Annotated in this window: 12 protein-coding genes; 11 read left to right on the forward strand and 1 reads right to left on the reverse strand. The window is 67.1% G+C overall.

Annotation, left to right across the window (positions count from 1 at the left end; genetic code table 11):
• Window positions 1-117: 117 nt before the first annotated feature.
• The 4 genes from KY572_RS25615 to KY572_RS25630 all read left to right on the forward strand — a co-directional run bounded on the left by KY572_RS25615 (window position 118) and on the right by KY572_RS25630 (window position 2429).
• Complete coding sequence (locus KY572_RS25615; RefSeq protein WP_224245590.1) at window positions 118-1170, forward strand: DUF72 domain-containing protein; 1053 nt, start codon at window positions 118-120, stop codon at window positions 1168-1170.
• A gap of 60 nt (window positions 1171-1230) precedes the next feature.
• The gene (locus tag KY572_RS25620) at window positions 1231-1524 is read left to right on the forward strand and encodes a hypothetical protein (RefSeq protein ID WP_224245591.1); all 294 of its coding nucleotides are present in this window, start codon (window positions 1231-1233) and stop codon (window positions 1522-1524) included.
• On the forward strand, window positions 1463-1834 hold the full coding sequence (locus KY572_RS25625) for a Smr/MutS family protein (protein ID WP_263452004.1): 372 nt from the start codon (window positions 1463-1465) through the stop codon (window positions 1832-1834). Before KY572_RS25620 ends, KY572_RS25625 begins: the two co-directional genes overlap by 62 nt.
• A 103-nt stretch (window positions 1835-1937) precedes the next feature.
• A complete protein-coding gene (locus KY572_RS25630) occupies window positions 1938-2429 on the forward strand; it encodes a hypothetical protein (RefSeq protein ID WP_224245593.1) in 492 nt (163 codons plus the stop codon).
• 19 nt (window positions 2430-2448) lie between these two features.
• Here the strand turns inward: KY572_RS25630 and KY572_RS25635 are convergent, their stop codons facing one another.
• On the reverse strand, window positions 2449-7956 hold the full coding sequence (locus KY572_RS25635) for a trifunctional serine/threonine-protein kinase/ATP-binding protein/sensor histidine kinase (RefSeq protein ID WP_317987898.1): 5508 nt from the start codon (window positions 7954-7956) through the stop codon (window positions 2449-2451).
• Window positions 7957-7989: 33 nt separating this feature from the next.
• Here KY572_RS25635 and KY572_RS25640 point away from each other — a divergent pair, with 33 nt between their 5' ends.
• The 7 genes from KY572_RS25640 to KY572_RS25670 all read left to right on the forward strand — a co-directional run bounded on the left by KY572_RS25640 (window position 7990) and on the right by KY572_RS25670 (window position 20325).
• Window positions 7990-8919, forward strand: coding sequence for a lysoplasmalogenase (locus tag KY572_RS25640; protein ID WP_224245595.1), 930 nt, complete (start codon window positions 7990-7992; stop codon window positions 8917-8919).
• A 32-nt stretch (window positions 8920-8951) separates the two neighbouring features.
• A complete protein-coding gene (locus KY572_RS25645) occupies window positions 8952-10397 on the forward strand; it encodes an NADH:flavin oxidoreductase (protein ID WP_224245596.1) in 1446 nt (481 codons plus the stop codon).
• Window positions 10387-11916: a c-type cytochrome gene (locus tag KY572_RS25650; RefSeq protein ID WP_224245597.1), complete on the forward strand. Its 1530-nt coding sequence runs from the start codon at window positions 10387-10389 to the stop codon at window positions 11914-11916. Before KY572_RS25645 ends, KY572_RS25650 begins: the two co-directional genes overlap by 11 nt.
• 37 nt (window positions 11917-11953) lie before the next feature.
• A complete protein-coding gene (locus KY572_RS25655) occupies window positions 11954-13807 on the forward strand; it encodes a c-type cytochrome (RefSeq protein WP_224245598.1) in 1854 nt (617 codons plus the stop codon).
• Between the two features lie 45 nt (window positions 13808-13852).
• Window positions 13853-14041 carry a hypothetical protein gene (locus tag KY572_RS25660; RefSeq protein ID WP_224245599.1) on the forward strand — a complete coding sequence of 63 codons (189 nt, stop codon included), beginning with the start codon at window positions 13853-13855 and terminating at the stop codon, window positions 14039-14041.
• A 59-nt stretch (window positions 14042-14100) separates the two neighbouring features.
• Entirely contained in the window at window positions 14101-14922 is an 822-nt protein-coding gene (locus tag KY572_RS25665; protein ID WP_224245600.1) for a trypsin-like peptidase domain-containing protein, read from the forward strand.
• A 114-nt stretch (window positions 14923-15036) separates the two neighbouring features.
• Window positions 15037-20325, forward strand: coding sequence for a trifunctional serine/threonine-protein kinase/ATP-binding protein/sensor histidine kinase (locus KY572_RS25670; RefSeq protein ID WP_224245601.1), 5289 nt, complete (start codon window positions 15037-15039; stop codon window positions 20323-20325).
• Window positions 20326-20357: the final 32 nt, after the last annotated feature.

Here is a 20357-nt window from a genome sequence, read left to right on the forward strand (position 1 = left end):
TCGGGCACATCCAGCACAACCTGATGCATTGTATGCTTGCTGGCGTTATCCCCCGCCTTCAAGGGTCGCCGGGGCATGTCCCCGGTGGCCAGGTGCTCAGGAAACCCGGAGTGGCTCATGTCTCAGCGAGGACCCTCTCAGCTCGATCTCTTCACCGGCGCCGTCTCTCCGACGCAGGCGCGCCGCTCTCGGAAGGCGGAGCCGGTGGGCCCGGCGCCCATCTCGGAGGAGGTGCGCGCCCTGGGCGAGCGGTTGCCGCAGGGCCTGTACCTGGGCACCTCGTCCTGGGCCTTCCCGGGGTGGGCGGGGCTCGTCTACGACCGGGACGTGGCGCAGTCCATGCTGGCGCGCGAGGGGCTCGCGGCCTACGGGCGGCACCCGGTGCTGCGCACGGTGGGCATCGATCGGACCTTCTACAGCCCCATCTCCGCCGTCACCTTCGCCGAGTACGCCGCGCAGGTGCCCCCGGGCTTCCGCTTCCTGGTGAAGGCGCACGAGGTCTGCACCATGGCGCGCTACCCCCTGCACGAGCGCTACGGCGTCCACCGGGGGCAGAGCAACGATCGGTTCCTCCAGGCCAGCTACGCGGCGGACATGGTGGTGGCGCCCTTCGTGGAGGGGCTGGGGGAGAAGGCCGGGCCGCTCGTCTTCCAGTTCCCGCCCCAGGACACGCGCAGCCTCGGAGGCCCGGGGCGCTTCGTGGAGCGGCTCCACGCCTTCTTCGCCGCCCTGCCGCGTGGGCCGCTCTACGCGGTGGAGGTCCGCAACGACGAGCTGCTCACCGAGGGCTTTGCCCAGGTGCTCTCGGAGCTGGGCGTGTGCCCGGTGCTCTCGGCCTGGCGGCAGATGCCGCCGGTGGTGCACCAGGCCGTGCGCACGCGGGCGCTCGAGGCGCGGGCGCTGGTGGCGCGGTGGATGCTGCCGCCGCACCTCGGCTACGAGGAGGCCTACGCCCGCTTCGCTCCCTTCGACCGCCTGGTGGACGAGGACGCCGTCACCCGCGAGGCGCTGGCTGGCATCTGCTCCGCCGCCCTGCACAAGGGGCAACCGGCCTTCGTCATCATCAACAACAAGGCGGAGGGCAGCGCTCCCTTGTCTGCTCTCAAGCTGGCCGACAGCATTGATCAGGTGGTGAGCGGCCGACGCAGCGCATCAGAGAGGGGTGCGTAAGGAATTTTACACCTGGAATGCCTGGAAGGTCGTGCACACCTCTTGCTAGAAGGGGAAGGCATGAAGCCACTCATGATGGCGGCACTCGTGGTCCAGCTCACCTCCGCAGGGGGCGCGGGGAGTGGGCGCCCTGGAGAGAAGCAGGGCAACGCGGGCTCCTCCATGAAGGACGTGGGAAAACATTTCACCGCCCTGAAGGGCGAAGTGAAGTCGTTGTCCCAGCAGTTCCGCGAGGCCAAGGAGCGCGCGCGGCTCGAGGCGGAGCGGAAGAAGCAGGAGGAAGAGGGCTTCCATGCGCCACAGACCCAGCGACCCGCCGCAGTCCCCGCCGCTCCCGGAGGAAGCGCCCTCTGAGGATGAGGTGGTCGAAATTCCCATCGACGGGAACCTCGACCTGCATCTTTTTCAGCCTCGGGACGTGAAGGATCTGGTCACCGAGTACCTCTGGGCGTGTCGGCAGAAGGGCATCCTGGACGTTCGTATCATCCACGGGAAGGGCACGGGCGCGCTGCGCCGGACGGTCCACAGCCTGCTCCCGAAGCTGCCAGAAGTGGAATCCTTTCAGTCCGCCAGCGAGGGCGATGGAGGCTGGGGCGCCACCTGGGTCCGGCTGAAGGCCCTGGAGCCCGGGTCGAAGCAGGAGCAGGGCTCCGAGGGCTCGTAGGTCCCTTTGCTGCTGGCGCCTCGCACGGCCATCTTTGTCTGGAACGAGACATCTGGCGCCTGCGCCGTGAGGCCATCCTCGGCTCACGGGAGAGGAGAGGATCATGCGAAAGGGAATCCTGGCAGCGGCCGCCGCTGTGCTGGCCTGGGGAGCAGCCGAGACAGCGAGCGCACAGCAGCTCAACGACGGCTCCCAGCAACCGCTCACGGGCAGCTACCAGCTCCAGCAGCCGATGACGGGGAGCTATCAGCTCCAGCAGCCGCTCACGGGCAGCTACCAGCTCGAGCAGCCGCTCACGGGCAGCTATCAGCTCCAGCAGCCGATGACAGGGAGCTATCAGCTCCAGCAGCCCTTCACGGGCAGCTACCAGCTCCAGCAGCCTTCCACGAGCAGCTACGGTCTGGACTTCTCGTTCCTGGGGAACTCCAGCCAGTCGCAGTCCATGAGCAACTACGTGCTGCAGCCGCCCACGAGCAGCTTCGGCTCCGTGCCGACGTCACCCGGTGTCTCCCCCTATCAGCAGCAGTCGGTGGGGAGCCCCGGCTTCCAGCAGACTGTTCCGGGCACCTCGAGCACCCAGGTGCCGGGGCAGTAGCACGGACGAGCGAGCTGCTTCAGCCGGTTACCAGGGGGCCGTGGACTCGGGGGAGAGAGAGGATGAACTCCGTGTACCGGCCCTCCTCGGTCTGCACGCGCAGCTCGCCGCCGTGCCCTTTCACCACGATGTCGTGGCTGATGGACAGGCCTAGCCCCGTGCCCTCGCCGGGAGGCTTCGTGGTGAAGAACGGGGTGAAGACCCGGTTCAGCACGTCCGCAGGGATGCCCGCGCCGTTGTCCCAGACGCGGATCTCCACGCGACGCTCCAGGGCCTGGGTTGTCACCACCACCCGGGGCTGGTGCGAGCCACTGGCCATCGCGGCCTGTTGTCGCGCCGCGTAGAAGGCGTTGGTCAGCAGGTTGACCAGCACGCGGCTTATCTCCTCGGACACGGCGCTCACCAGCGGCAGTCCTGTTTCCAGGACGGTCTCCACCTGGATCTCGGGTCCACCCCGGACGTCTCGGAGGCTGGGCTGCGTGATCTCCAGTGCCTCGCGGACAAGCTGGTTGAGATCCGTCTCCTGGCGGGTGCCGCTCGAGTCGCGAGAATGCTTCAGCATGGCATTCACGATCTGGTTGGCACGCTCGCTGTGCTCGTAGACCTTCTGCGCGAAGAGGGCCAGATCCGTCAGCTGGGCGTTCACGTCCTCGCGTACCTGAGCAGGCAACGGCTGCGCCTGGAGCATGTCCTTCAGCTCCTCCGCCGTGGACTGGGCGAGTGAGGCGAAGTTGTTCACGAAGTTGAGGGGGTTCTTGATCTCGTGGGCGATGCCTGCGGTGAGCGCGCCAAGCGAAGCGAGCTTCTCCTGGAGGATGATCCGATCCTGCATCGCCTTGACGCTGTCCAGCGCCTGGCGCAGCTCTGCGTTGGCGGAGTTCAGCGCGGCGGTGCGTTCGGCCACGCGGTGCTCCAACGTCCGGCTGTACTCCTCGAGCCGCTCGTAGAGGCGGGCATTCTCGATGGAGATGACTGTCTGACCGGACAGCAGTCGGAGCACTCCCAGCCGGGACTCGGTGAAGGCGCCGGCGGTCTGGTTGTTCTCCAGATAGAACAGGCCGGTGACGCGCCCCTGATGGACGATGGGAGCGCACAGCAGTGAGCGCACCCGGTGCTGGACGATGTACGGCTCTCTCTTGAAGGCGCCATGGGTCGAGGCGTCATCCAGCAGCACGGGTTCTCCGCTGCGCAGTGCGTAGGCGGCGACCGGCTGGCACAGCCGGGTGGACTCGACGAGCGGGATGGATTCCTGCTGGGGCGCATCGCTACTGCTCTCCACCTCCACGAAGAAGTCCTCTCCTCGGCGCAGTACGAGCAGGCCTCGCTGGGCCCCTACGTTCTCGACGGCGATGCGCATGAGCTTGCCCAACAGCTGGGTGAGCTTGATCTCACTGGAGATTGCCTGCGAGGCCTTGACCACGGAGGCCAGATCCAGGGCCTCGGAGGCGAGCTTCCCGGTGCTCTCGTCCGTTGGGTTGCTGGTGGCGTCCGTCGCGGAGGCGGACTGGCCGGGGCGTGGCGCGATGGCTCGCATCCTCCAGGGCAGCAGCAGCGGCGCCTGCTCGCGCGCCAGTGCGTTCACCTTGCCAGTGGCTCCCCAGCGCTCGTAGGCGTAGAGCGCTTCGATCAGGTATGCGCCCGCGATGGTGCGGCGGCCCAGGCCGAGGTGGAAGCGGAAGGCCAGCTCGTTGGCCCGAGCTTCCACCGAGGTGAAGCCGCTGCCGCGCGCCGCCTCGATGGCCTGGTCATACAGCTCCAGCGCCTCGGCGTGCCGGCCGTCGATGCGGGCGATCTCCGCGGAGACGAGCAGCGCCTCGTGGCCGTAGTTCTCCGCGCATCGGCTGGCGCGTTTGCGCATGAGCGCTTCGTAGTCCGTCAACGTGTTTCGGAACTGGCGCTGGCGTTCGGCGTCCGCCCCCTCATGGAGAGCGGTCATTGTCAACGCATGCACGACGGTATGTGTCACCGCCTGCTGCATGCCAGCCAGGAATTGGATGGTGGGAGCCGCGCGGTTGGCATGCTCCAACGCCTTCTCGTAGACACCGAAGGTGTAGTTCCAGTCCGCGTGGGTGATATCGATGCCTGTTCGCGTGGTGAGGCTGTCACTCTCAGGGGGCTGGGAGTGCTCGGGTTGTGCCTTGCCCATGAGCGCATGAACGAAGCGGTATTGCTCCAACATCCCGTTGTAGGTGCCCGGATCCTTGTTCACGAGGATGTCCAGCAGCTTCTCGTGCTCCGCAATCAGCTCCTGCAGCGACGTGCCCGAGGCCATCCGCTGGTGCTGGCGGATGCTGATGCAGTGGCCGGCGTGTAGCTGCTCGCCGTTCTCGAGCATGCGCTTGTACGTCTCCGTGAGCTCGGGCAGCGTCTCGCTGAAGCTGTGAGTCCAGTGGCTGATGAAGGCGGCCGACACGTAGCGCACGCGGGTGTGGAGCACTGGGTTCTCGAGGCGGTTGGTCAGCGCGATGGCCAGCTGAGCGAACTCGTAGGCAGCCTTGGGGTTGTCGAGCGCGGCCACCAGAATGATGCCGTAGGAAGCGTAGCCGAAAGCTGACAGAGGGCTGTTCCCGTGCTCCAAGGACAGGGTCAGCATCTGCAGGACGAGCAGCCCCATCAGGTTCGGGTTTACCTGATAGGCGGACACCAGGATGCTCGCCAGGAGCGCCACTGCTGCCTGGGCCTCGGGGTTTTGCATGGTGGGCAGCTCCAGCAAGTCCTTGGGCGAGCGGCCTGCCAGCTGCTGGGCGAAGGTGGCGAGAGCTGCCCCCACGGTGGCCGGAGTGGGCGTCTCGGGCAGCTCGATGCCCAGGATGCGCAACCCCTCCAGCCCCATATGGATACCCGTGGAGTGCTGGCCGCTGTCGCTGGCCAGGGTGACCCGCAGGGCGTAGACGCTGGCCTGCTCCAGCTTGCCACGCGCACGTCCCAGCAGTTCCGTGAAGCCGGCCACCGCCGCTTTCCGCTCGCCCGCCAGATGGCGGCACTCGGCCAGCTCCAGATGCAGCGCGAAGGTGAGTGTGTGCTCCCGCTCCCAGGCCTCTTCGGGGAGGAAGGCGATGCCTCCCTGCAACAGCTCGTAGGCGGTCCGGTACGCGCCGGAGGCCTTGGCCTGTCGCCCGGCAGCCAGATGCAGGCCAGCCAGCTCCAGGCGAAGCGCCTCTCCCTCCACCCGAGCAGGGGCAAAGTCCAGGTGGGGGAGGATGGAGAAGAGGCTCTCGTCGAGCCGGCGAGCCTCTCGCGCCACGTGGAACAGGCGCAGGCCGATCTCCACGTGCACCGCGGCCCTCTCTCTCTCGGGCAGCAGTGAGTAGGCCGCTTGGCGCACCCGGTCATGTAGGAAGCGGAATGGGACGGTCAGCTCGGGTGGCAGTGGCTGACGCAGCGCTGGATCCAGCAGCCGGTAGTCGGGATGGAGGGGCACCACGAAGCCTCGCTCCACTGCAGCCCAGAGTGCGGCGGCGGTGCGCTCTGCGGGCTGCTCCAGCGCGGCCACGAGTGCACGGAAGTCGAAGTGGACGCCCAGACAGGCTGCCACCCGCAGCGTCTCCACCGCCTCGCTCCGCAGCGCGCGAAGGCCATCCGCCATCAGCTCCACCACGTTGTCCGGCAGGGCGTGGTGCTCGATGCGCTGTGGATCCCAGCTCCAACTGGACGAGTCCTCGTCGAAGGTGAGCAGGCGCTGAGCGTGGAGGAATCGGAGGAACTCCTTGATGAAGAGGGGGTTGCCGCCAGTCTTGGCGTGTACGAGTCGTGCGAGCGGCCGGGCCTTCTCCATGTCCGTGCCCAGTGCCTCACCGACCATGGCCGCCACATCCTCGGGCTCCAGGGGAGAGAGGTGAAGCCGCCGCACCTCGATCCTGACCGCCTCCAGCTCGCCCAGCATGAGGAACAGCGGGTGCCCCGCGCTGACTTCGTGATCACGGTAGGTGCCGATCATCAGCAGGTGGCTCAGCTCGGCGCAACGCGCGAGGTGCTGCAGCAGCGACAGGGTCGCGCTGTCGGCCCACTGCAGATCGTCCAGGAAGAGGACCAGGGGATGGCCAACGCCGGCGAAGAGCTGGAGGAAGCGCTGGAGGGTGAAGTGCAGTCGGTTGCGTGACTCGGTAGCGGGCAGGGGCGCGGGTGGCGGCTGCTCGCCCAGCAGGAGCTGAACCTCGGGGATGGCCTCGGCCAGCACCGCCACGTTGGTGCCCAGGCTCTCTTGAACGCGGAGGGCCCACTCGCCAGCCTCCGCCGGTTGAGACAGCAGCTCGCGGATGAGCGCGGTGACCGCCTGGGCGAACGGTGCGAAGGGGGTACTGCGATGGAGCTGATCGCACTTGCCTCCGATGAAGCGGCCCCGGGTCACAAGGATCCGTGGCTGGAGCTCGCTGATCAGTGCGCTCTTTCCTACGCCCGCGCGTCCTGACACCATCACCAGAGCCCGCTCCCCGGCGACGACCCGCTCGTAGCCGCTGAGCAGGAAGTCCAGCTGGGGCGAGCGCCCATACACCCGCTGCGGCAAGTGGAAGGCCCTCTGCCGGTCCGAGCGGCCCAACTCGAAGGCGTCCAGCGGCTGGTCCTCGCGCAGCCGCCGCTGGCACTCCGCCAGGTCGGCCAGCAGGCCCCGAGCACTCTGGTAGCGGTCCTCCCGGCTCTTGGCGAGCAGCTTCATCACCAGCCGCGACAGCACCAGTGGCACCGAGGGTTCCACCTCGTGAGGGGCGGGCGGTGTCTTCGCCAGATGGGCGTGGATGAGCTCCAGCGGATCCTGCGTGGATGAGAAGGGCCGGGCTCCCACCAACATCTCGTAGAAGGTAGCGCCCAGCGCGTAGAAGTCCGCGCGGAAGTCGATTCCCAGGCTCATCCGGCCGGTTTGCTCCGGGGCCATGTATGCCAGCGTGCCGCTGATGGCGGGGCTGCTGGAGGCGGCGCCTTCCTCGTTCGCGATAGACGAGGCGCTGGAGAAGTCCCCGAGCTTCACGACCCCCGACGCCGGGTTGACGATGATGTTATGGGGTTTGATGTCCTTGTGAATGATGTTGCGACGGTGGACCGTGTCCAGTGCCTCGACCACCTTGAGGGCGCAGTCGAGGAACTCGCCAGCAGGCAACCTGCGGCGCTCGGCAAGCAGGTGCTTCAGCGACGTGCCGCCGAAGTCCTCCAGGACCAGCACGACTCGGTCGGGGAACTCCTCCACCTCCAAGGCTCGCACCACGCGCTCACCTGGCAGTGTCCGCATAATGGCGTACTCACGCCGCAGTTCGAGGACCCGGTGCCGGTCCAGGTAGTCAGACTTCGGGATCTTGAGGACCACGGGACTGTCATCGCTCCTCCTCCGGGCTCGGAGGAGGGTCGAGCGGCTCCCGTCATGGAGGGTGGCGAGCAGGTGGTAGCCGGCAATCAAGGTCATCTGCGTGTCAGACGTGGCGAGTCCACATAGGTGAGCATCGCCGCCAGGGAGAAGCAACCCTGGCGGTGTGAAGCGTCTCACCGGAATCCTGAGAGCTGGCTCACAGCCCCACGGAAGGCCCACCGGTAGCGTCATTCCTCGGAAGGCACCAGCCCAGGAGGAATGTCCATGTCGAGCGATGCTCCCGATTCGTCCCTCACGAAGAGCCCCGCAGGGTTCCTGTATGTGCTGCTCATCGCGGCGACGGCCGTCAACCTGACCGCCAACCTCATCGCCGACGTGACGCTGTTCCGCCTCGACGCGACGCTGTGCCCCCCCGACGTGACGATGTGCCACCCCGACTTGACGCCGTGCCATCCCGAGCAGGCACAGCCGGCGGGCTGGGTGTCGTGGCTGATCCGCATCTCCAAACCCATGCTCGTGCCTGCCCTTGCCGGCATTCTCTTCCTGAGCACCCGAGGTGTTGCGTCGACCATCCGCAGGGGTTCCTTCTACGTGGCGCTCCTCTTCTGCTGGGTCGGCGACATCGCACTGCTGATCTCAACGGCCGTCCCTAGCACGGAGCCCGATTACTTCTTCTTCGTCGGACTGGGCGCGTTCGGCGTGGCGCACTTGTTCTTCATCTGGTCATACGCGCCGCGCGATAAGCAGGAGCTTCGGTGGATGTCCTTCGTCTACGGGCTCCCGTTCGTCGTCTACGGCTACACCCTCTACTCCGTCATCTACCACAGCCTGGTGGAGCCGAAGCAGCACGCTACGGTGCAGGCCCTGTCCATCGCGGGCTACATGGTCGTGCTGTTGTCCAACGGGGTGACAGCCCTTCTGCGCCTGCGGGCGAATACGCAGATCCGGGAGTCCTCGGCCTCCATCCTCGCGGGAGTCGTGCTGTTCGTGCAGTCCGACAGCATCATTGCGATCACCAGGTATGTGAGCGTGATGCCACTTGAGCGCTTTTCCATCATGGCCACGTACATCCTCGGCCTGTACCTGATGGTGCGAGGGTGCTTCCTCGAGCCGCGGGAAGGCCAGTTGTCGCGGCCTACTGCTCAGCCCGAGGCGCGGCCCGAGACGCCGCCCACGATGCAGGCCGCCGCCTGATCCTCCTTCATCCACACCCAACGAGGCTCACCATGACGAACACTTCGCACGGGGATGTCATCTTCCGGCAGCTGGAGTGCCGGAACCTGAAGGTGAAGAACCGCATCTTTCGCTCCAACGTCTCAGGCAAGTTTGACAACTACGACGGCAGTGGCACGCAGACCCGGATCAACTGGGAGACGAAGTTTGCGCGGGGCGGCGTCGGCGCGATCGTGTCCTCGTACGTTCCGGTGCATCGCAGTGGGCGCATCATGCCCAACTACGCCACCCTCGAGAGCGAAGACCGCATCCCATTCTGGCGACGGCTCGTGGCGGAGGTTCACAAGTACGACTGCAGGTACATCCTCCAGCTGAGCCACTCGGGGCGGCAGCGCGACCAGGCAGGAGTGGAGAACCAGTTCTCCACGGCCGTCAGCTCCACCAACAGCAAGGATCCGTTCCACGGCATCCTGTGCCGGGCCATGTCCGCGCAGGAGATCAAGGAGGTGATCTCCTGGTTCGGGCAGGCCGCGCGTCGCGCCCGGGAGGCGGGGGCCGACGGTGTGGAGCTGCACGCAGCCAACGGTTACCTCATCACCCAGTTCCTCAGCTCCGGCATCAACGACAGGACTGACGATTACGGCGGCTCGTTGGAGAACCGGGCTCGTTTCGCCCTGGAGATCGTGAAGGAGATCCGCCGGGTGGTGGGCCGCGACTTCCACCTGCAGTTCAAGATCAGCGCGGTGGACCACAACGATGCCCCGTTCTTCTACGAGAAGAAGGGCAACTCGCTCCGGGACAGCATCCAGATCTGCCAGTGGCTTGAGCAGGCCGGAGTGGATGCGTTCCACGTCTCCACCGGCAGCATGTTCCCGCATCCGCTGAATCCGGTGGCGCCGTCCTTCCCATACGCTACTGCGGCCCGCACCTACGAGACGATGCTGTCCAGCGGCGTGCTGACCCTGCGCAACTACGCGCTGTTCCGCTACCGCATCCTCAACGGGCTGTTCGGCTGGCTGTGGAGCCGCCTCGTCAAGAAGAAGGCCCGTCAGAACGCGGAGCTCCACAAGCAGCTCGGCATGGGCAGTGACGTCACCGATCTGGAGGGGCTCAACGTCGCCGAGGCGCGCGAGATCCGCAGGAATGTCAACATCCCGGTGATCTGCACCGGTGGGTTCCAGAATGCCTCGCTCATTCGCAAGGTCATCGACGAGGGGTTCTGTGACGCGGTCTCCATCGCCCGGCCCCTCATCGCCAACACCGATCTGGTCAACACCTACTTCGCGAAGGGGCGGGATCTGCCTGACCGGCCGTGCACCCACTGCAACAAGTGCCTGGTCAACGCCATCGAGAACCCGCTGGGGTGCTACGACGTCAGCCGCTTCGATGGCGACTACCAGCGGATGATCACCGAGGTGATGTCGGTGTTCCACCCCACGTCCTTCGAGGAGCAGGACGAGGCGGCGTCCCTGGAGGAGGTCCGGCGTCATGTCGCGTGATCCCTCCGTTCAGGACGAGCTGGGCGTGCTCGAGGATTTGACCCCGGTGCAGCGCGCGGACCGCCGCTGGCGCAAGCGGGCTCTGCTCGCGCTGGGGCTGATGCTCCTGGGGCTGCTAGCCTGGTCGCTGTACCGCGGCTTCAATCCCAATGCCCCCGTGACGTACGAGGACATCGAAGAGCACTTCAAGTACGGCTCCATCGGCAGTGAGCCAGACAAGGGAATTCCCTACTACATCTTCAAGGTCCTTCCGGAGCTGTGCGCGGACAAGCTGTCGCGGCCGGAGGAGGGTTACGCGTCCCTGGGGCTCCTGTCCGAGCCGGGCAGGGACCTGCCGGTGGGGACCTCCCAGCGGCGGGTGATCGTGGACCGTGTAGGGCTCAACTGCGCCTTCTGTCACTCCGGTACGGTGCGCGAGGCGCCTGGAAGTCCGAAGCGCATCTACACAGCGATGCCGGCGAACAACCTGGACCTGAAGGGCTACGTGATGTTCCTGTCGGAGTGCGCCAAGGATCCCCGGTTCACGTCCGACAGCGTGATGGCCTACATCGACCGGCGCTTCGAGCTCGGGTGGCTGGAGCGGCTCGTCTATCGGTACGTCGTGGTGGATGCCACGCGCAGCGCGCTGATTGAACAGGCCGCGAAGACTGCGTTCATCTATCGCCAGCCGGACTGGGGGCCGGGGCGGGTGGACACCTTCAATCCGTACAAGACCCTCCAGTTCAACTTCGACATGTCCCATGACACGAGCGTGGGGACCACCGACTACGCGGCCGTGTGGAACCAGGGGGCTCGCGAAGAGGCGGGCATGGAACTGCACTGGGACGGCAACAACAAGAGCGTGCACGAGCGGAACATGAGCGCCGCACTGGGCGCTGGAGTCATTCCGCCTGCCCTCGACTGCGGCAGCCTCAACCGCATCGAGGCCTACCTGAAGGATCTGCCGCCTCCCAAGTACCCGTTCGCCATCGACAGCGCCCTGGCTGCACGCGGCAAGCCTCTCTACGAGCAGTGGTGCGCCGGGTGCCACGCGTTCGGCGGCGAGAAGACGGGCAAGGTGACCGCCTGGAGCGACATCCAGACGGACCGCGAGCGGCTGGACGTGTGGAGCTACCCGCTCCTGTCGAGCTTCAACACCCTCTACGCGGGCTATGCCGGCAAGGCGGGCGAGGCCGAGTGCAGGCACGTCTTCACGAACTTCCGCAAGACGGATGGATACGCGAACGTGCCCTTGGATGGCATCTGGCTCCGAGCGCCCTACCTGCACAATGGCTCGGTGCCCACGCTGAGGGATCTGCTGGAGCCCCCGGACAAGCGTCCCAGGAGCTTCTACCGAGGCTACGACGTCTTCGATCAGGAGAACGTGGGATTCGTCTCCACGGTGGAGCGCGAGGGGGACCGCACCTTCTTCCGCTTCGACGTCAGCCTTCGAGGCAACAGCAACGCAGGACACACCTATGGCGTGGACCTGACGGTTGACGAGAAGCGGGCCCTGGTCGAGTTCATGAAGTCCCTCTGAAGACGCTCCAGCACGAGACCGCTCGAGGAATCCCAAGATGAATACGGAAAACACCTTCTCCCGTTGGTTCGGCCGGGTGATGTGGGCGGGGATTGCCGCCAACCTCGTCATCGCAGTGATCGCACTGTTCCACCCGGCTTGGCTCATCTCGAAGCTGGGCCTGCCTGCCGCGTCGCCGCCCGTCTGGCCACGCCTCGTCGCCTTTTTGCTGATACTGCTCAGCGCCTTCTATGTGCCAGCCACCCAGCCGCTCCGCTCGCGGACGGCCGCGATGCTGGCGGTGGTGTCGCGCTTCGCGGGGGTGACGTTCTTCGCCCTGGTCGTGCTCAGGGGTAACCCTGCCACGTACCTGATCTTCGCTGTGTTCGACCTGTGCTTTGGGCTTCCCCAGGCGATCCTCCTGTACCGGGCCGTGAAGCAGGAGCAGGGGAGATATCCGGCGCTACCGTGGGTGCTGCGGCCCTGGTACGTGTGGAGCGCCCTGCCGCTGCTCGTCCTGCTGCCCTGGTACGGGGCGTGGTTCTACCTCTTTCGCGAGCAGCCGGTGCGCACCGCCTCCGCGGAGGAGCACTTCAAGTACGGCTCTATCGGCACCGAGTTCGACTCGGGCATGCCGTACTGGATCTGGCTGGTGCTGCCCCGGGTCTTCCCGGAGAAGCTCCCCGCGGCTGGGGGCTATACCTCGCTGGGTATGCTCTGGGAGTATGGGCAGGAACTGCCGGTGGGCTTCACCAAACAGACGATCGGCTTTCCACGGGTGGGGCTGAACTGCGCCGCGTGCCACACCTCCAGCTATCGCAAGAGCGAGGACGAGGCCACACCCACCATCGTCACGGGAGGTGCCGGGCAGGCTTTCGATGCGCAGGGTTACCTCCGCTTCCTGTTCGCGTGCGCCTCGGACTCGCGCTTTACCGCGGACGTCCTCCTGCCGCAGATCGAGCGCGAGTACCCGCTCTCCTTCGTGGAGCGCCATTTGTACCGCTACCTGCTCATTCCCATGACGCGGAAGGCGCTGCTGAAGCAGAAGGAGAGCTATGTCTGGATGGACTCCCGCCCTGCCTGGGGACGGGGACGCGTCGATCCGTTCAATCCCGTCAAGTTTGGCACCCTTGGGCAGCCCATGGATGGGACGGTGGGCAACTCGGACATGCCGCCCTTATGGTCCCTGAAGGATCGCCCTGGGCGGGCCTACCACTGGGACGGCCTGAACCCGTCGCTGAGGGAAGTGGTGGTCAGCTCGGCCATCGGGGATGGCGCTCCTCCCAAGGTGATCAACAGGCCGGACGTCCAGGAGAACCTCAAGCGGGTGGAGGCCTTCCTCCAGCAACTGTCCTCGCCGGCCTGGCCCTTCGCCCTCGATGAGCCGCTGAAGGAGCAGGGCAGGAGCGTCTACACGGAGCACTGCGCGTCGTGCCATGGCACGGAGGGGCAGGGGACCGATCGGATCATCCCCGCTGCCGAGGTGGGCACGGACTCGCACCGGATGGAGATGTGGACCCCACAGGCGGCGCAGGCCTACAACCAGTACACCTCGGGCTATGCGTGGGCGCTGTCCTCGTTCCGCAAGGAGCCGGGATATCTCGCCGCGCCGCTGAAGGGGCTCTGGCTGCGCGCGCCCTACCTGCACAACGGCTCGGTGCCCACGCTGAAGGATCTGCTGGAGCCCGTCTCGAATAGACCCACGGCATTCTTCCGGGGCAACGACGTCTATGACCCGGAGCGCGTGGGCTTCGTCACGGACCGGCCGCGGGTGGTTCGCGGAGGAGTGGCCTTCCCGCTGTTCCGCTACGACACCGCTGTTCCGGGCAATGGCAACCAGGGGCACCTCTACGGCGTGGAGCTGCCTCCGGACGCCAAGCGAGCGCTGCTGGAGTTCCTCAAGTCCTTGTAGTGCCAGGAGCCAACCATGACCGTGAAAACCAGGAGTCATGTCCACGTGAGCCTGTCCATCTCGGGCGGAGGATCGAACTCGGCGGCGTTCGCCTGGGGCGCGCTCGAGGAGCCGAACAGGCGATATGTGGATCCCAGCGGCCAATCGGTGCTGCAGGAAGTGGACTACATCACGACCGCATCGGGGGGCGGCATCGAGCCGTCGGCATCGCTCCCGCTCGTCACCGCTCCCTGAGGGGCATGCCCGCGAGCCTGGGTTCCCGGGAGCATCTGCGGTAGGAAGCGCCTCCTGCCATGCGAATCAAGCTCCGAGTCCTGTCTCTCAGCCTGCTGGCGGTAGCGCTCACGGGTGGCTGCCGCAGCTCTTCTTCCTCCGCGCCGGCCGGTGAAGCACCGCCCACCGCTCCCGCCAGACCGCCAGTCGCTGCCGTACCGCCCTCGGTGCCCGAGGGCTTCGTCGTGCGGCCTGTGTTCGAGACGGAGCAGGGACCGCTGGCGGCGGGGACCGCCTTCTTCGTGACGATTCCGGGACAGCCGGGGCCGCTGGGGCTCACGGCGCACCACCTCTTCGGTCCGGCGGGTGGGCTCGAGCGGCAGGTGCTGGCGGGCGAGCTGGGCCGCTTCGTCAAGGCCGCGGGCTTCCGCGAGCTGGACGGCCAGGAGCTGAACCCCGCCGGGCCGATGGTGGTGCTGCCGTCAGCGGGCCATGCGCCGGACACGGACGAGGTGGACTGGTCCATGGACGTGGCGGCGTTCCGTGCCCCCGAGAGCCTTGCGCCGCGCGCGCTGCGTCTGTCGGCGAAGAATGCGGAGGTAGGGGAGGAGGTGTGGCTGGTGGCCGAGGTGCTGGGCGGCAAGACCGCGAGCCAGCGCATGCACCGGGCGCGTGTGGCGACCTCGAAGCCTCGGCTGCTGGCGTACAGCTTCGAGGACACCACGCTCGTGATGCGCGCCACGAGTGGGGCTCCGGTGGTGAACGCTCGGGGCGAGGTGGTGGGCATCCACCTCGCGGGTGGGCTGGTCGACGGCACTCTGTGGGGCCAGGCCCATCCCGTGGAGAGTGTGCGCACCCACCTCGCACAGGGGCTCTCCGCGCCCGCCCTCCAGCCGCGCTGATCCCTCGTCGAGCGCTGAGTCACCTGAAACCCTCCCCATTTCCCCACGGAGACCCAGCAGGAGTGGCCCTACGCCCGTTAGGGTTGCATCGGACCACCTCCGAGGCCTCGCACCATGCTGGATGTCCAAGGGTACACCCTGGTCGGGCCCATCCGAACCACGGGCTCCAATCAGTTGTTTCAGGCGGTGCGAGACACGGATGGCGCGCACGTCATCCTCAAGAGCCCGAATCAGCTTCGCGTCACCTCGCTGGAGCGCGAGCGCTACCGCCGGGAGTTCAGCATCCTCCAGCGGCTTCAGGGAGTTGCAGGCGTCACCCGGCCGGTGGCCTGCGAGCTGGCGCGGGAGCGCCCCGTGCTCATCCTCGAGCACCTGGAGGGCACCCCGCTGTCGGACGCCCTCGGCGAGCCCTTCTCTATCCAGCGCTTCCTGGAGCTGGCCATCGGGCTGGCCACGACGCTGGCGGAGATCCATCTGCGTGGAGTCATCCACAAGGACATCAAGCCTTCCAATGTCCTACTGACACCCACGGGTCAGCCGCGCCTCATCGACTTTGGCGCCGCCACGCTGCAGCGAGTCGAGCACGTGGAGGCGGTGCCCTCCACCCTGATCGAAGGGACGCTGGCGTACATGTCGCCGGAGCAGACCGGGCGGATGAACCGCGCGGTGGACTACCGAACGGACCTGTACTCGCTGGGGGTGACCTTCTACGAGGTGCTCACGGGGAGGAAGCCGTTCAGCGGGCGCGACGCGTTGGAGTGGTTCCACGCGCACATGGCGGTGGTGCCCCGGCCTCCCCGGGAGCTCAACGCGGCCATCCCGTCGGAGCTCTCGACGCTGGTGCTCAAGCTGCTGTCCAAGGTCGCCGAGGAGCGCTACCAGAGCGCCACCGGCCTGAAGAATGATCTGCTGCGCTGCCAGGCCAGCCTGCAACAGGGCTCCCAGGAGCCCTTCGTGCTGGGAGCGCAGGACATCCCCCTGCGCTTCCAGATCCCCCAGCGGCTCTACGGGCGCTCCGCGCAGGTGGGCACGCTGCTGCAAGCCTTAGAGCGTACCGCGTGCGGCAGGAGAGCCGAGCTGCTCCTGGTCAGTGGCTACTCGGGCATCGGCAAGTCGTCGGTGGTCCACGAGCTGCACAAGCCGGTGGTGAGGCAACGAGGCTTCTTCCTGAGCGGCAAGTTCGATCAGTTCCAGCGAGACGTGCCATACGCCACGCTGTCGCAGGCCATTCGCGGGCTCGTGCAACACCTGCTGGCGGGCACGGACGAGGAGCTGGCCGGGTGGCGCGAGCGCCTGCGGGAGGCCTGGAAGGACGAGGGGCAGGTGCTGGTGGAGCTCATCCCGCAGCTGGAGCGTGTGGCCGGCAGGCAGCCCTCCGTCCCGGAGCTGCCACCCACGGATGCCCTCAGGCGGCTGACGCGCGTGTTCCAGCAGTTCCTGGGCATCTTCGCCAATGCCGAGCACCCGCTGGTGGTGTTCCTGGATGACCTGCAGTGGGCGGACGCCGCGAGCCTGCAGCTGTTGCAGCACCTGCTGGCCCAGGACGACGCCCCGCCGGTGCTGTGGATCGGCGCCTACCGCGACAACGAGGTGGGCCCCGCGCATCCGGTGACGGCGATGGTGACGGCGGTGCGCAAGGCGGGCGCGCGGGTCACCGACATCCACCTGGCGCCGCTCAGCCTGGAGCAGACGGTGCAACTGGTGAGCGACGCGCTGCCTGGAGCGGAGCCTGGGGTGGTGGCGCCCCTGGCGGCCCAGGTCCACGAGAAGACGGACGGCAACCCCTTCTTCCTGCTCCAGCTGATGCAGGCCCTGCACCAGGACGGCCTGCTGGTGCGCACGGTCGAGGGTGGGTGGCGCTGGGACGCGGAGGGGGTGCGCGCCAAGGGCTACTCGGACAACGTGGTGGACTTCCTGGTGGGCACCCTGAGCCAGCTTCCTGCCGAGACTCAGCACCTGCTGCGGCTGGCCGCCTGCGTGGGCAACAGCTTCCCGCTCTCCCTGCTGGTCATCATCTCCAGCCTGGAGGAGCGCCAGGTGGAACAGGACCTGGAGCCCGCGCTCCAGGAGGGCCTGGTGATGCGCACCGGCCCCGAGCACTACCGCTTCCTGCACGATCGTATCCAACAGGCCTCGCATGTCCTCATCCCCGAGGCGGAGCGCGAGGCCCTCCATCTGCGCATCGGCCGGCTGCTGCTCGGCAGCCTGTCGCCTTCCGAGGTGCGCGAGCGGCTCTTCGACATCGTCAGCCAGTTCAACGTGGCGGTGGCCCTGCTCACCGATGAGCGGGAGCGTCACGCCATCGCGCGCCTGAACGCCGAGGCTGGCGCCAGGGCCAGGGCCTCCAGCGCGCATGGCTCGGCGGTGACCTACCTCACGACCGCCTTCGCGCTCATCCCGGGCGAGCCCTGGCGGACGGATCCGGAGCTGGCCTTCAAGGTGCGGCTCGAGCGGGCCAGCAGCGAGCTGATGACGGGTCACTCCGCCGAGGCGCTCCAGCTGACGGAGGAGCTCCTGTCGCACGCCAGGAGCCTCACCGAGATCGCCGACGCCTACACCGTGAAGAACGAGATCCTCCTCATCGGCGGTGACATCGACGCCGCGGCCTCATGTCTGCTGGAGTGCCTGGCGCGGCTGGGCATGCCGATGAAGCTCCGCCCCACCTGGGAGGAGGTCGTCGCCGCCCATGACGAGGTCTGGGAGCTCCTGGGGGAGCGCCCCATCCCGAGTCTCCTCGAGCTGCCGCTGATGACGGACGCGAACACCCAGGTCGTCATGAGGGTGCTGTCCCTGCTCTTCGCTCCGGCCTACTTCTCGGACAACAACCTGCTCATCCTCCACCTGTGCCGGATGGCCTCGCTCACCATCCGTTACGGCAACACCGATGCCGCGGCGCACGGCTACGGCTGGTTTGGGGTCATCACCGGCTTCTTCTTCAAGAGGCCCCAGCAGGGCTATGCCTTCGGTGTGCTCGCGCGGCAGCTCGTCGAGCGCTACGACCTGACGGCCTACCGCGCCAAGGCGCTCCTCAGCCTGGAGCTCGTCTGCTACTTCAACCGGCCCCTGGCCCAGGCGCAGGAGGCCATCCTCGAGGCTTCTCGGTACGCCCAGCAGACGGGCGACTACCAGCTGGCGTGCTACTCCGGCCTGCACAGCGTCTGGAACCGCTTCGCGATGGGGCACTCCCTGGACGAGGTGTATGAAGAGTCGGTGGCGCGGCTCGACTTCATGAGCAAGGGCGGCTTCGCGGGGCTGCAGGACGTGCTCTTCCTCATCCAGCGCTACGTGCAGCAGCTGCGCGGCCGCTCGCACTCGTTCGATACGATGAGCGGGGCTGACTTCGACGAGGCGAGCTTCGAGGCGGGGCTGACCCCGGCTCACATGCACCTGATGCAGGGGTGGTACTGGCTGAACAAGATGCAGTCGCGCTTCATGTGCGGGGCCTACGAGGAGGCGCGCGTCGCGAGCGACGAGATGGGCCGCTTCCTGTGGTGCTTCATCAGCATCATCCAGATCCAGGACTACCACCTCTATCGCTCCTTGAGCCTGGCCGCCTCCTACGAGGCAGGAAGCCCGGAGCGGCGGCAGCAGGACCTGAAGGAGCTCGAGCGGCACCACCAGCAGCTGGAGGAGTGGGCCGTGAACTGCCCGGAGACCTTCTCGTCGCCGGCGCAGCTGGTGCGCGCCGAGCGGGCCCGTCTGGGAGGCCGGCTGGAGGAGGCGATGAACGCGTACGAGGCCGCCATCCGGTCCGCCCGGCAGAACGGCTTCATCCAGAACGTGGGCCTCGCCAGCGAGCTGGCGGCCAACTTCTACCGCAAGCGCCAGGCGCCCATCATCGCGGATGCATACGCCCGCGAGGCCCGAGCCGCCTACGTGGCGTGGGGCGCCCAGGGCAAGGTCAAGCACCTGGACGCGCTGTGGCCGCACCTGGTGCCCTCGGTTGCCTCCACGAGCACGACGACCACCTCCACGGACTCGATGCAGATCGACGCGATCACGGCGGTGAAGGCGCAGCAGGCCATCTCCGGCGAGATCGTCCTGGAGCGCCTGGTGTCCACCCTCATGCGCGTCGCACTGGAGAACGCCGGGGCGCAGCGAGGCGCGCTGCTGTTGCCGCGAGGAGGCAGACTCGCGGTCGTGGCCAGCGCGGAGGCCTCCTCCCACGAGGCCACTGCGCTCTCGGAGCAGGAGGCGGCCCAGGTGCTGCCCTGGACGCTGATCGCCTATGTGCAGCGCACCCATGAGCACGTGCTGATGGGCGACGCCTCCAGGCCCCACGGCTTTCCCGCCGATCCCTACCTGGAGCGCAGTGGTGTCCGGTCCGTGCTCTGTGTGCCGATGATGCGCCAGGAGCGGTGCGCGGGAGTGATGTACCTGGAGAACAGCCTGGTCTCGGGGGCGTTCACGCCCGCGCGGCTGTCGATGATGCAGCACCTGGCCTCGCAGGCGGCCATCTCCATCGAGAACGCGGAGCTGTACGCGGAGGTTCGTCGGGCGGAGGAGGCCCTGCGCCGGGCCAACGATGAGCTGGAGCGGCGCGTGGAGGCTCGCACGCATGAGCTCAAGCAGGCGCAGGTCCAGTTGGTGGACACCGCCCGGGCGGCGGGCATGGCGGAGATCGCCTCCAACGTGCTGCACAACGTGGGCAACGTGCTCACCAGCGCCGTCATCAACCTGGAACAGATGCGCAGGGCGGTGGGGTCCTCTCACGCGGGCAAGGTGACGCAGGTCTCCGCCCTGCTCGCGCAGCACCAGTCCGACCTGGCGGACTTCCTGAGCCACGACCCCAGGGGCAGCCGCTTGACCGAATACCTCACGGCCCTGGGAGAGGTGCTCACGCGCGAGCAGGCAGTGCTGCGCGAGGATCTGGAGGCGATGGCTTCACACATCGAGCACATCCGCTCCATCGTCCAGGTGCAGCAGACGTATGCCAAGACGTCGCTGATGCTGGACGAGTGTGACTTGTCGCAGCTCATTGAAGATGCGCTGCGGCTGCAGAACGTCTCGCTGCGGCGGCATGGTGTCATGGTGAAGCTGGAGCTGACGCCCGTGCCGCTGGTGCGAGTGGACAAGCACAAGGTGCTGCAGATCCTCATCAACCTCCTGAGCAACGCGAAGCAGGCCATGGACGCGCTGCCCCAGGAGCAGCGGCACCTGAAGGTGCGGCTGAGCGTGGAGGGGACGATGGCGCGGCTCCAGGTCATCGACAGCGGCATCGGGATCATCCCCGAGGTGCGCGCCAAGCTCTTCACGCACGGCTTCACCACGCGCAAGGATGGGCATGGCTTCGGACTGCACTCCAGCGCGCTGGCGGCAAAGCTGCTCGGAGGCAAGCTCCAGATCGACAGTGACGGGCCGGGCCGGGGTGCGACCGCCACGCTCGAACTGCCACTGCAATAGGTGCGCGAACGATCGAGACTCGCGATTTCCGC

Origin of the sequence: Hyalangium gracile, assembly GCF_020103725.1 — a bacterium.
In the GTDB taxonomy this organism is placed as follows: Bacteria; Myxococcota; Myxococcia; order Myxococcales; family Myxococcaceae; genus Hyalangium; species Hyalangium gracile.